Genomic DNA, 12,881 nt, shown 5'->3' with positions numbered 1-12,881 from the left:
CGACGCAAGCGCTTTTTCGCCTCCCTGCACGTTCTCCCTGCATTCGGCGGCGCGCGCATCCTGCAGGGAGAACTAGATAGCCGGCGTGCGGGTCCCTCTTAACGCAGTAACTCCTTAAGGTCCGCGGCCGAATCGGCCAGGATAGCCTTTGCCGGGTTGACGCCGCTTTCCAGTAGCTTCTTGCCAGTCACATAGGCCTTTGCGTCGTTGATAGCGTCGACGGCGATGAAGCGGCCCTCCTTGAAATACCAGACCGAAGCCGATCCTTCTCGAGCGCCGGCGCGCAAAAGGGTTTCGTCATAGCCGACGTTGAAGCCGGCGATCTGCAATTTTACGTCATATTGATCCGACCAGAACCATGGCTTCGGATCGTAGGGCTCGTTGCCGCCTGCAATGATTCCGGCTGCGGCTTCGGCCTGGTCGACGGCATTCTGTACCGATTCGAGACGGATGCGGCCGCCGTTCCAAGGCAGTTCCGCGCAATCACCCGCAGCGAAGATCGCGGGGTCGGAGGTGCGGGCAAACGAATCGACGATGATACCGTTGCCGACTTCCAGCCCCGCTTCCTTGGCCAGCCGGTCACTCGGGGCAACGCCGATGCCGACGATGACGAAATCGACATCTATGGTGGACCCGTCCGACAGCTCGGCGGCGACGACATGGCCGTTCTTGCCAACCAGTTGCTTCAGGCCCGTCTTTTCGCGGATGACGACGTCGTGTCCACGGTGAATAGTCCGCATGATGTCGGCCGTCTCCTTGGCGGCGACGCGCTGCAGGATCCTGTCTGCCATTTCTATAAGCGTGACTTCGAGGCCGCGATGGCGGGCAACCGCCGCCGCTTCGAGGCCGATATAGCCGCCGCCGATGATGAGAACACGGCGGCCCGCGCGCATTTCGGCGGCGAGCTGATCGGCATCGCGCTTGTCGCGGGCGAGATAGACGCCTTCAAGCGCGCCCCCGACGGAGGGCGGCAACTCGCGCGGCGTTGCGCCGGTCGCCAGCGCCAGCGTGTCATAGCCCAGCGCCGAACCGTCCTGCATGACCACCTGTTTTGGCACGCGATCAATCTGCTCGACCCAGGTGGACAAACGGATCTCGACATTGTTGTCGGCATACCAATGCTCAGGGCGGAACAAGAGCCGGTCGAAGGCCATCTCGCCGAGAAGATATTTTTTTGTCAGCGGCGGTCGCTGATAGGGAAGGTTTTCCTCCGCGCCGATGATAGTGATCGGCCTCGAATCTCCAAGCGCCCGCAATTTGGCGGCAAGCGCGAAACCGGCCTGCCCGGCCCCGACAATGACCAATCTGCCCGTCACGATCCTTACTCCATTATATATGGTTATGGCGGCTCGTTACCTTGATATAGGCGTCGCCCTCGCGGTTTTCAGGGGTAACGCGTACCCTTGCAAGCGTCAATCATAGCTGACCTTGCGCCAGAGATCGGGGGAAAATTGGGGCAGGACTTCAGGCCGGTATCTCGACCCAGCGGCGCTCATGGAATGATCGGGCCATGGCGTGCACCGACTTTTCGATGCGCAAACCGTCCAAGAAGCTTACGACGGACGCCGCGTCGCCGGAAATGGCGCGGATCAGCTCCCGGCATTCGATGATCTTCAGATCATTGAAACCGAGTCCGTGGCCAGGCGCAGGGATGAACCGGTCATAGGGTCGGTGCGCCGGCGCCGCAAGAATTCTGCGGAAGCCCTGTTCGGTTTGCCTGCCGTCCGCCTGATAAAGCTCGAATTCGTTCATGCGCTCCTGGTCGTAGACGATCGAGCCTTTCGAGCCGTAGATCTGCAGCGCAATGCGGCCCTTGCGCCCCCAGGCGGAGCGATTCGCCATCAGCACCGCAGAAATACCGCCCCCGAGCCGCATCAGCACATTGGCGAGATCGTGATTCTCAACGGCGCGGCGCCCGCCGTCCTTCAACGGCCGTTCGGCATAGGGCTTCACCATATCGGTGATGACAGCTTCGACATGGCCGAACAGAAACCAGAGCAGCGACAGCGGATGCACCGCGAAATCGTCAAGCGCGCCATAGCCGCCGGCAAGCTCGCTCTTCCAATAGAAGAGGCCCTCCGGATCGGCCATGAAGTCTTCATCCATTTCGACACGGACGTGATTGACCTCGCCGATCGCGCCTTCGCCGATCAGCGCCTTGATATGCCGCATCACGGGATTCTGAATATAGTTGTAGCCGAGGACGGCGACCTTGCCCGAGGCCTTGGCGGCGCTCAGCATGCGTTCGGCGTCGGTATAGGCCGGCGCCATCGGCTTTTCGCACCAGACATGCTTGCCGGCTTCCAGCGCGGCGATCGCCATTTCCGGATGGAATTGATTGGGCGTGGTGACGGAGACGACATCGACCTCGGGATCGGCGATCAGCTCACGCCAATCGGCGGTCGCCTTTTCGAAGCCGAATTCATCGCCACGCATTTTTGCCAGGTCGAGATTGGCTTCGGTAAGATGCACGAGACGCGGTCGCTCAACATCGCCGAAGACTGTCTTGACCGCATTCCACGCCAGCGCATGGCATTTGCCCATATAGCCGGTTCCGATCAATCCGACGCCAAGCGACTTCATATCCATTTCCTCCACCGGCTTCCTCCTGAAGCCCGCGGCGATTTTTGGAATATTTGGACCGTTTTGACAAGCCGGCGCATCGGCCAATTGCGCCACATCGTCAGCGGAATGGAATTTATTGAAGTAAATTCATACACTTAAAAATAATCGTGCCGAGTTATCCAAAATCCGTTATCGTGCAAAATATGGAATATTTGTTTCATTGACGGGTATGACGTCGAGAAGGGTGAGGCATGGACAACGAAATCGAAACGCGAACCAAGGTGCCGCGGGATTTTGAAAGCCTTCGCAGCATCATCATCGAGCGTAAGAATTCCATGCCGAAACGTCTGGCGCAAGTCGCGGCTTTCGCACTCGGCAATCCGGATGAAATCGCGTTCGGTACCACCGCAAGCATTGCCACCGCCGCGGATGTCCAGCCTTCGACGCTGGTGCGTCTTGCCCATCATCTCGGTTACGGCGGCTTCTCCGACCTGCAGAGCATTTTCCGCGAGCGGCTGCGCGACCGGACGCTGAGCTACGAAGAGCGGCTGATCACACTCGAACAATCCGGCATCGAGGATGAAGAGGCCGGGATTCTCTCAGGCTTTCTCTCTGCCGCCAGCCAGTCGGTCAACAAGCTTGCCGCCACGATCGAGACGGATACGTTTGCCAAGGCGGTGGATGTGCTCGCCGCTGCCGAGACGATCTATCTTATCGCCAAGCGCCGTTCCTATCCGCTGACGGCGCATATGACCTACGCCTTTTCCAAACTGAACATCCGCCATCAGATCGTCGCTTCGCCGAACGGCATCGACGGCGAGCTCGCCCGCTTTGCCACGGAAAGGGACGCGGCGATTGCCGCAAGCTTCTCTCCCTACGCTGCCGACAGCCTCGCCCAGGCGCAGGACCTCGCCGCACGCAACGTGCCGGTCATCGCTATTACCGATTCGGCCTTTTCACCGCTTACCGGCTGCGCCACCCACTGGTTCGAGGTGGCGGAGGCCGATTTTGCCGGCTTCCGCTCGCTGTCGGCATCCATGGCGCTGATCATGGCCTTCCCTGTCGCCATCGCCGAACGGCGGAGGAAAGAAGCGGTTGCAAAATTCCACAAAACCAAAATGGAATAAACATTCCGAATTGACAAAATTACGGAACCAATGTTTCATTACATCCATGAACGCGGCTGCGGGAGATGGCCGCAAAATAGACCAGAGCCCGGACGAAAACGAAGACGGACGGACCGGCACATTCAATAATGCGTGACCCCAAAGAAAACTGAAGAGTTATCGGGATCATGCCTGGACGGGAGGACATTATGGCACACGACAATCCTGGCGCCCAGCCGGAGCCGACACTCGACGTGATCACCATCGGCCGCTCCTCCGTCGATCTTTATGGGCAGCAGATCGGCTCGCGGCTTGAGGATATTGCATCTTTTGCGAAATCCGTCGGCGGCTGCCCGGCCAATATCGCTATCGGCACGGCTCGCCTTGGCTTGAAATCCGGCTTGATCACCCGCGTTGGTGACGAGCAGATGGGCCGCTTTATCCGTGAACAGACGGCACGCGAAGGCGTCGCGACAGAAGGGATCGCCACCGACAAGGAGCGGCTGACGGCACTGGTGTTGCTTGCGGTCGAGGCCGAGGGCGTGTCGCCGATGATCTTTTATCGTTCCGACTGCGCCGACATGGCGCTCGACGAGGATGATATCGATGAGAATTTCATTCAATCCTCTCGCGCCGTCCTCGTCTCCGGCACGCATTTTTCCAAGCCTAACACGGAGGCCGCGCAACGCAAGGCGATTCGCATCGCCAAGGCGAACGGCCGCAAGGTGATCTTCGACATCGACTACCGGCCGAATCTCTGGGGCCTCGCCGGCCACGCCGAGGGCTTCGAACGTTATGTGAAGTCGGATCGCGTGTCGTCGAAGATGAAAGAGACGCTGCCGGATTGCGACCTGATCATCGGGACCGAAGAGGAGATCATGATTGCCTCGGGCGCAGATGATGTGCTCGGCGCTCTCAAGGAAATCCGCCGCCTTTCCTCGGCAACCATCGTGCTGAAGCGCGGCGCCATGGGCTGCATCGTTTATGATGGCCCTATCTCGGATGACCTCGAGGACGGCATTGTCGGCCAGGGCTTTCCGATCGAGGTGTTCAACGTTCTCGGCGCCGGCGATGCCTTCATGTCCGGCTTCCTGCGCGGCTTCCTGCGCGACGAACCGCTGAAGACCTGCGCCACATGGGCCAATGCCTGCGGTGCCTTTGCGGTCTCCCGCCTGCTCTGCTCGCCGGAATATCCGACCTGGGCCGAGCTCGATTTCTTCCTGAAGACGGGCAGCAAACACCGGGCCCTGCGTAAGGACGAGGCGATCAACCATCTTCATTGGGCGACGACCCGACGCGGCGAGATCCCACTGCTGATGGCGCTTGCCATCGATCATCGCTCGCAACTCGTCAGCGTCGCCGACGAGCTGGGCATCGGCCATGACAGGATCGTTGCCTTCAAGCGGCTTGCGGTCGAGGCGGCGGCGCGCGTTTCGGGCGGTCGGTCCGGCTATGGCATGCTCATCGACGAGCGCTTCGGCCGCGATGCCTTCTTCGACGCCGCCGCGAAGAATTTCTCCTGGATCGGTCGTCCCGTTGAATTGCCGGGCTCGAAGCCGCTGAAATTCGAGTTCAGCCAGGATATCGGTTCGCAGCTCACCGAATGGCCCCTCAATCATTGCATCAAATGCCTCTGCTTCTATCATCCCGACGATCCCGCGGAGTTGAAGGCGGAGCAGCAGGAGAAGCTACGCACCCTGTTCGAAGCAGCGCGTAAGGTCGGCCGCGAGCTGTTGGTCGAGATCATTGCCGGCAAGAACGGGCCGCTGACTGACGATACGATCCCAACGGCGATGGAAGAGCTCTATGCGCTCGGCATCAAGCCGGACTGGTGGAAGCTGGAACCGCAGGAATCGACCGCGGCCTGGAAAAAAATCGATGCCGTGATCGCCAAAAATGATCCATTGTGCAGGGGTATCGTGCTGCTTGGCCTGGAAGCGCCGGCAGAAGAATTGATCCGCAGCTTCGAGGCGACGCTGGCCGCGCCCTCGGTCAAGGGTTTTGCCGTCGGACGGACGATCTTTTCCGATGCGGCGCGCGCCTGGATGTCGGGCGGCATGAACGACGAGGAAGCGATCGCCGACATGGCTGGCCGCTTCCGACAATTGACCCAGGCGTGGCTGAAAACCCGCGGCCTGGAATAGAAGGCGCATTGCTCCGAAAAGTTTCGGGGAAAGTGATGCGCAAACAATGGACTAAAATGCATTTGGGAGGCGCCCCATGGGCAAGACGATCCGATTGACGATGGCACAGGCTGTCGCGCATTTCCTCAAAAAGCAGATGACGGTAATCGACGGCCAGAAGCAGCCGATCTTCGGCGGCGTCTGGGCGATCTTCGGCCATGGCAACGTCGCCGGCATGGGGGAAGCGCTCTACCAGGTGCGCGACGAGTTGCCGACTTTCCGTGCCCATAACGAACAGGGCATGGCGCACGCCGCCATCGCCTATGCGAAGGCCGGTTTCCGCCAGCGCTTCATGGCTTGCACGACATCGATCGGTCCCGGCGCGCTGAACATGGTGACCGCCGCGGGCGTCGCGCATGTCAACCGCATCCCCGTGCTATTCCTCCCCGGCGATGTCTTCGCCAACCGCGCCCCCGATCCGGTGCTGCAGCAGATCGAAGATTTTGGCGATGGCACGGTGTCAGCCAACGATGCCTTCCGTCCGGTTTCGCGCTATTTCGACCGCATCACCCGGCCCGAGCAGATCATCACGGCGCTGAAGCGCGCCATGCAGGTGCTGACCGACCCGCTCGATTGCGGTCCGGTGACATTGTCGCTTTGCCAGGACGTGCAAGCTGAAGCCTTCGACTATCCGGAGAGCTTCTTCGAGGAACACGTTTGGACGCAGCGCCGTCCGCAGCCGGATGCGGACGAACTCGCAAACGCCATCGCGCTGATACGCAAATCCGAAAAGCCCGTGATCGTCGCCGGCGGCGGCGTGCTCTATTCACAGGCAACGAAGGAGCTTGCCGCTTTCGCGGAAGCGCACGGCATTCCGGTCGTCGTGACGCAGGCGGGTAAATCGGCGATCGATGAGACCCACCCGTTGGCGCTTGGCTCGGTCGGCGTTACCGGCACATCGGCCGCCAACGCGATTGCCGAGGAAACCGATCTGGTGATCGCGGTGGGCACCCGCTGCCAGGATTTCACCACCGGTTCTTGGGCGCTCTTCAAGAACGAAAAGCTGACGATGATCGGCCTCAACATCGCGGCCTATGATGCGTCCAAGCACAATGGTCACCCCTTGGTGACGGATGCGCGCGAAGGACTAAAGGCCCTGTCCGCCGGCCTTTCCGGCTGGAAAGCTCCGGCAGTGCTTGTCGAGAAGGCTACACAGGAAAAGAAGATCTGGATCGAGGCTGCCGCCAAGGCCATGGCGACGACGAATAGCGCCCTGCCCTCCGACGCCCAAGTAATCGGCGCCGTCACCCGCACGATCGGCGACGAGAAGAGCATCCTCTTGTGCGCGGCTGGCGGTCTGCCCGGCGAATTGCACAAGCTCTGGCCGGCAACCGCGCCCGGCAGCTACCATATGGAATACGGCTTCTCCTGCATGGGTTATGAGATCGCCGGTGGCCTTGGCGCGAAGATGGCGCGGCCGGACAAGGAAGTCATCGTCATGGTCGGCGACGGCTCCTACATGATGCTGAATTCGGAGCTGGCGACCTCGGTCATGCTCGGCCTGAAACTCACGATCGTCCTTCTCGACAACAGGGGCTACGGCTGCATCAACCGGCTGCAGATGGCGACGGGTGGCGCCAACTTCAACAATCTGCTCAAGGACTCGCGCCACGAGATCATGCCGGAGATCGATTTCCGGGCGCATGCCGAGAGCATGGGGGCCGTTGCGGTCAAGGTCGCTTCCATCGCCGAGCTGGAACAGGCGCTCGAAGCATCGAAAAAGAACGACCGCACCTCGGTCATCGTCATCGACACCGACCCGCTGATCACCACAGACGAAGGCGGCCACTGGTGGGATGTCGCCGTTCCTGAGGTCAGCCCGCGCGCCGAGGTCAACAAGGCCCGCGCCGCCTACGAGCAAGCTCGCGCCTCCCAGCGTATCGGCTGATCGATTTCCGTCCTATTTCTGGAGGAGCGTTTCAGCTCCTCCAGCATTATTTTCAAGGAGACCATTGATGAAGGCCAAACTCGGCATGTCGCCCATCGCCTGGTGGAACGACGATCTTCCTGAGCTCAGCGACGACGTATCCCTTGAGGAATGCCTGCGGCAATCGCGCAGTGCGGGCTTCACCGGCATGGAACAGGGCCGGCGCTTCCCCAGCAATCCGGATGAAATGCTGCCCATCCTGCGCGCCGCCGATGTGACGCTCTGCGGCGGCTGGTTCTCCGGCACGCTTGTCAATGAGGAGCTGGCCGCTAACAAGGACCGCATCGCGCCGATGATCGCGCTGTTCAAGGCCGTCAATGCGCCCTGCATCGTCTATGGCGAAGTCGGCCGTTCCATACAGGGCGACCGCTCCAAGCCGCTCGCCACCAAGCCGCGCCTTTCCGATGACGAGATGAAGGCCTATGCCCGCCGCGTCACCGAATTCGGCGAATGGTGCGCCGAGCAGGGCATGCCGCTCTCCTACCATCATCACATGGCCGCAGTCGTCGAAACCGAACCGGAACTCGACGCCTTCATGCGCAATTCCGGCGAAGGCATTCCGCTTCTGCTCGATGCCGGTCACCTAGCCTTTGCCGGCGGCGACGTTCTGCGCGCCATCGACAACCACCACGCCCGCATCAACCACGTTCACGTCAAGGATATCCGCAAGCCCGTTGTGGATGGTCTGGATCGCAGCCGCCAATCCTTCCTCGACGCAGTGGCGCTCGGTGCGTTCACGGTGCCGGGCGACGGCTCGCTTGATTTCGGCGCCATCGTCCAGCGTCTGGCCGATTACGGCTATGAAGGCTGGTTCGTCGTAGAGGCCGAGCAGGACCCGCGCAAGGCACCGCCGCAGAAGATGGCCGAGATCGGTCATGCCGAGCTGATGCGCGTCATGACAGCAGCGGGCTATACGGTGGAAACCGAAGGCTTTCCCAAGGGGTAAAGACGAGCGCCCCTCCTCGCCCGCTATCCAGGGGTTGGCGAGGAGGCTCCCAAGCAATAGAGGACGAACACCCATGCCAAATCTCAAGGTCAAACCTGATGGCTCCCATGGTCGTGTCAGCCATGTCACGCCCGAAAGCGCCGGCTGGACGTATGTCGGCTTCGACCTTTACCGGCTGAAACCCGGCGAGACCGCCTCCGCCGAGACGGGCAATCGCGAGGTCTGCCTGGTCTGGGTCAGCGGCAAGGCGAGCGCCAAGGCTGGCGCGAAGGATTTCGGCTCGCTTGGCGGACGCATGAGCCCCTTCGAAGGCGCGCCGCATGCGCTTTATATTCCGGCCGGCTCCAACTGGTCCGTCGTCGCCGAGACCGACCTCGAACTGGCCGTCTGCTCCGCTCCTGGCGGCGGCTCGTATGAAGCCCGCGCCATTCCGCCCGGCACGCATCCGGCGGTAACGCGCGGTAAGGGCACCAATGTCCGCTATGTCAACAACATCATGCCGGAGGATGACGGCGCGGCGCATTCGCTGCTCGTGGTCGAAGTCATCACGCCGGGCGGTCACACCTCCTCCTATCCGCCGCACAAGCATGATCAGGACAATCTGCCGAACGAAAGCTTCCTCGAGGAGACCTATTATCACCGTCTGAACCCGCCGCAGGGGTTCGGCTTCCAGCGGGTTTATACCGACGATCGTTCACTGGACGAGGTCATGGCACTGGAGGACGGCGATGTGACGCTTGTGCCGAAGGGATATCACCCGTGCGCGGCCTGCCATGGCTACGACCTTTATTATCTCAACGTCATGGCCGGCCCGAAACGCGTCTGGAAGTTCCACAATGCGCCGGAACATGAGTGGCTCCTCAAGGCCTGAATGCCGCTAAAGGCCGCGCCTCAAGGACGCGGCCTTTTTGCTCATACCGGCAGCAGACCGTATCGCCAGCCGCGGTCCCTGACGTTGCGCGACAGTACCAACCACGTAAGCAGAAGCATTCCCGTTTCGGCGAAGACCGGCACCATCCAGATTCCGGTTTCGCCGAAGGCGAAAGGCAGCAGGAATGTCAGGGGCAGCGTAAAGAGATAGGGTCGCGCCAGGCCGAAGATCGCCGCTCGCTTCGCGTCGCCGATCGACTGGAAATAGGACGACAGCACGATCATCTGCCCGAAGAGGAAATAGGCGCCGACCGTCCAGGGCAAAATCCGTCCCACCTCCGCAACGATGACGGCATCGCCGACAAAGACGCCACCAAGCCTGCCCGCCAGCATTTCGACGGCCAACTCCACCACGCCGCAATAAATCAGCGCCGACACCATCGCGATCTGCAGGCTCCGGCCGACGCGGGCGGGAAGTGCAGCGCCGTGATTATGGCCGGATATCGTTTGCAGGGCGATGCTGAGACCGAGGAGCGGCAGATAGGCGAAGGTCATCACGCGGGTGATGATTCCGTATGCCCCGACCGTCGCGACATAGTCTCCCTGGTGCCAGATCGCCAGATTGAAGAGGATTGCTGCTGAACTCAGGGATATGCCGATAAAACCGAGGCTCATCGGCGCGCCGAAGGCTATGATCCCGCGCCATTCGGCAACCGGAAACGATATCGAGGGCCTGAGTGCGCCTGGCTGCCGCCAGCGGTAGAGCAGGATGATCACCAGGCAAATGAATTGCGCCGCGATCGAACCGGCCGCCGAGCCGGTGACGCCCCAATGCAGTATCGCCATCAGCAGCCAGTTGGCGAGGATATTGAGCAGGGTCGAGGCAAGCGTCACCAGCGTCATGAAGCCAATCTTGCCTTCGCAACGCAGAGCGTCGACATGCACCGACAACAGGAAGCTCACCGGAGCAAAGCCGATCATGATGCCCATGAACGCGCCGGCATTGGCGGCGATAGCGGCATTATCAGCCGCAGCCATCACGATGATCTGCCGCCCGATCGTCCAATAGAGCGCATTGACAAGGATCACCACAGCCAAGGCCAGGCCATGGGCGGCGCTGAAAGCCTGCCTCGCCCCAGGGCGATCTCCTGCCCCCAGGCGGCGCGCCAGGATGCTCGCCATGCCGTTGGAGACCAGCGATTGTAGCGCGATCAGCAGCATCAGTGCCGGAAAAATGAGGCTGACCGCCGAAAGGGCATCGGCACCCACATAGGCACCGAGGAAATAAGCATCGACGACGGCAAACAGGCCGTTGACGGTCGTGATCATGATGATCGGCGCAGCCGTGCGGGCAAAGACGCCCGGCAGCCAGCCGCTCAGGAACATGTTGCGTTCGGAATGATTCGTCATAGAAAAAATCCAGGCAGCATCGCGCGTCGACAAATGCCGGCCGCGATCGAATGATGAAGAGGTGAATACTAGATGTCCAAAACCAGATGCGGCACGCCGTCGGAGGTCTTGCGCGGCGAAATGCCGTTGACGTCGATCTGGGCGTTGATGCGCTGGCGGAAGGCCGAGAAGCTCTCGAAGGTCACGACATCCACCGGAGCGTCGAAATGGATGGTGATCCTGTAAAGCCCGCCGGACTGCTCCGAGAGCGTTAGGACCTTGCCGGTGAAGGGCTGGTTCAGGTAGCGGCCGCGAACTGCGGTCCCGACGGCAACCGGTGCGCTCGGCGGCGTATTCGGTTTTGCGGCAAGCGCCGAAAGCGTGTTCCAGTCACGCAGCCCGTATTGCTTGGCGACCAATTCAAGGGCCGCGCTATGGGCCACGTCGCCACCGCGCTCGGCCATGGCTTGGCGTAAACGTTTGGCCTGCGCTTTCAATTCATCGATGGACGGATAGATCGTCGTCACGGAGTCAGCCTCTTAAAAGGCATGCATTTACGACTGCAGATCGGAGCTCGCATTACCGCCAGTCAGCATGCGCCAGATGGCTGTGACCAAATTCGCGAGGCTTCACCATGGATTTTCATCCGCGAGCGGCCGGTGCCTCGAACCGGATTTTCCGTATGATCGAAGCTAATGCCGCTGTCAAGATGAGGCTATGCAGGCGCATTCACCGAAACAGGGCGATATTTCGCCCCTTCCAACGTCTCAGGCGACAAGATGACGCTCGATCTGATCGACGGGAAAATTCGTCAGGTCCTTGCCGACTTCTGCCACGATAACCGCCTGCGAATGCGCCCCGAGATGGGGCCTCAGGACGCCGAGTGCGCGCGGGGGCGCCACGAGGATGAGGCGGTTGATACCTTTCTGCTGCACGAGCGCATCGACCTTTGCCGCGACATTTTTCAAAAATTCCGCCGCCGCCTGCTCGTGCCATTCCGTTTCTTCCACGGCGCTGCCTGCAAACCCATCGGCCTGGTGCGTGCGCCCCGGTTTGTCCGCGCCGAGTTCCCGATCCGGTTCATGCGGCTGCTCCATGGTTTCGCAGGTTTTCAAATCTGGATGGGGGCCGCCATTCGAACTCTTCAGGATCAGCGCCTTGGCACCGTCGCAAACGACAACCCACGTTCCTCGGGAAATTTTGATATCGACCATCGTTCCTGTCCTTGCGCTTTGTGATACGGCCAAAAAACCGTCGATAAAAAAAGAACGTCTCGTAACGCGAAGGGTTCAAAAACTGCCTGTGGAGGATGCGATATCGCCCAACCGGCTAAAAAACCGCCGATTCGTTAAAATTCGATTGGCCCTGTTGACGCTTACGCAAAATCTCCATGCAAGGTTCATGCTATAAACCGAGATGAATTCGGTAGCCTCCAACGGGGAATGACAATGCTTCGCGCAACGCATCTGGCGAAAGTCAAATCCGAAGTCTACGAGCACAGGTGGGAGCGGTTCTTCGTTCAACGCCCGGCGCGTATCATTGCCGTGCGCCCATGCCTGACAGGCATTTCGGTGCGCAGCGCCGAGATCATCGACATCTCGCAGGGCGGCGCCAGTTTCATCGTCGGCACGACCGTAGGCCTGCCAAGACATTATTATCTGAACATCCTTGGCCTTGCCTATCGCATCGGTTGCGCCGAAATCAGCCGGATAGACAATCGGGTCAACGTTCGCTTCATCAACCTGATCGAACCGGAAACATTGAGACGCGTCGTGCGCGCCGATTTCATGATCGGCAACACGGAGGCACTCGCTGCCCGAGGCCAACGCCAGCGGCAATAGCCGTCGGCACCAGGCTTTTCCGCCCTTGCAACGGCTCGCCAAGCGCCTATTGTG

General features: G+C 60.6%; 11 protein-coding genes. 6 read left to right on the top strand and 5 right to left on the bottom strand.

Annotated elements, in window-relative coordinates; all coding sequences use genetic code 11:
* Positions 1-98 precede the first annotated feature (98 nt).
* Positions 99-1,316 (bottom strand): FAD-dependent oxidoreductase, encoded by a 1,218-nt coding sequence (locus NXC24_RS06135; protein ID WP_104822498.1) that lies wholly within the window; start codon positions 1,314-1,316, stop codon positions 99-101.
* Between the two features lie 148 nt (positions 1,317-1,464).
* Positions 1,465-2,583, bottom strand: coding sequence for a Gfo/Idh/MocA family oxidoreductase (locus NXC24_RS06130; RefSeq protein WP_104822497.1), 1,119 nt, complete (start codon positions 2,581-2,583; stop codon positions 1,465-1,467).
* Positions 2,584-2,816: 233 nt separating this feature from the next.
* On the opposite strand from NXC24_RS06130, the gene NXC24_RS06125 reads away from it, so the two are divergent.
* The 5 genes from NXC24_RS06125 to iolB all read left to right on the top strand — a co-directional run bounded on the left by NXC24_RS06125 (position 2,817) and on the right by iolB (position 9,598).
* Positions 2,817-3,692, top strand: coding sequence for a MurR/RpiR family transcriptional regulator (locus NXC24_RS06125; RefSeq protein ID WP_104822496.1), 876 nt, complete (start codon positions 2,817-2,819; stop codon positions 3,690-3,692).
* Positions 3,693-3,880: 188 nt separating this feature from the next.
* The gene (gene iolC, locus NXC24_RS06120; protein WP_104822495.1) at positions 3,881-5,815 is read left to right on the top strand and encodes a 5-dehydro-2-deoxygluconokinase; all 1,935 of its coding nucleotides are present in this window, start codon (positions 3,881-3,883) and stop codon (positions 5,813-5,815) included.
* A 76-nt stretch (positions 5,816-5,891) separates the two neighbouring features.
* Positions 5,892-7,742: a 3D-(3,5/4)-trihydroxycyclohexane-1,2-dione acylhydrolase (decyclizing) gene (iolD, locus tag NXC24_RS06115; protein WP_104822494.1), complete on the top strand. Its 1,851-nt coding sequence runs from the start codon at positions 5,892-5,894 to the stop codon at positions 7,740-7,742.
* Between the two features lie 67 nt (positions 7,743-7,809).
* Positions 7,810-8,727, top strand: a complete 918-nt coding sequence (gene iolE / locus NXC24_RS06110; RefSeq protein WP_104822493.1) for a myo-inosose-2 dehydratase — start codon at positions 7,810-7,812, stop codon at positions 8,725-8,727.
* 73 nt (positions 8,728-8,800) lie between these two features.
* Positions 8,801-9,598, top strand: coding sequence for a 5-deoxy-glucuronate isomerase (iolB, locus tag NXC24_RS06105; protein WP_104822492.1), 798 nt, complete (start codon positions 8,801-8,803; stop codon positions 9,596-9,598).
* A gap of 41 nt (positions 9,599-9,639) precedes the next feature.
* Here iolB and NXC24_RS06100 read toward each other — a convergent pair whose 3' ends face one another.
* The 3 genes from NXC24_RS06100 to NXC24_RS06090 form a co-directional block, all read right to left on the bottom strand.
* Positions 9,640-11,007 (bottom strand): MATE family efflux transporter, encoded by a 1,368-nt coding sequence (locus tag NXC24_RS06100; protein WP_104822491.1) that lies wholly within the window; start codon positions 11,005-11,007, stop codon positions 9,640-9,642.
* Positions 11,008-11,075: 68 nt separating this feature from the next.
* Positions 11,076-11,513 carry a glyoxalase superfamily protein gene (locus tag NXC24_RS06095; RefSeq protein ID WP_104822490.1) on the bottom strand — a complete coding sequence of 146 codons (438 nt, stop codon included), beginning with the start codon at positions 11,511-11,513 and terminating at the stop codon, positions 11,076-11,078.
* Between the two features lie 240 nt (positions 11,514-11,753).
* On the bottom strand, positions 11,754-12,200 hold the full coding sequence (locus NXC24_RS06090) for a host attachment family protein (protein ID WP_104822489.1): 447 nt from the start codon (positions 12,198-12,200) through the stop codon (positions 11,754-11,756).
* Between the two features lie 228 nt (positions 12,201-12,428).
* Between NXC24_RS06090 and NXC24_RS06085 the strand changes: the two genes are divergently transcribed.
* Positions 12,429-12,827 carry a pilus assembly protein PilZ gene (locus NXC24_RS06085; protein ID WP_104822488.1) on the top strand — a complete coding sequence of 133 codons (399 nt, stop codon included), beginning with the start codon at positions 12,429-12,431 and terminating at the stop codon, positions 12,825-12,827.
* Positions 12,828-12,881: the final 54 nt, after the last annotated feature.

It is taken from the genome of Rhizobium sp. NXC24 (assembly GCF_002944315.1).
GTDB lineage: Bacteria > Pseudomonadota > Alphaproteobacteria > Rhizobiales > Rhizobiaceae > Rhizobium.
Note: the sequence above shows the minus strand (reverse complement) of the source record. Positions and strands in the feature narration are given on the sequence as shown.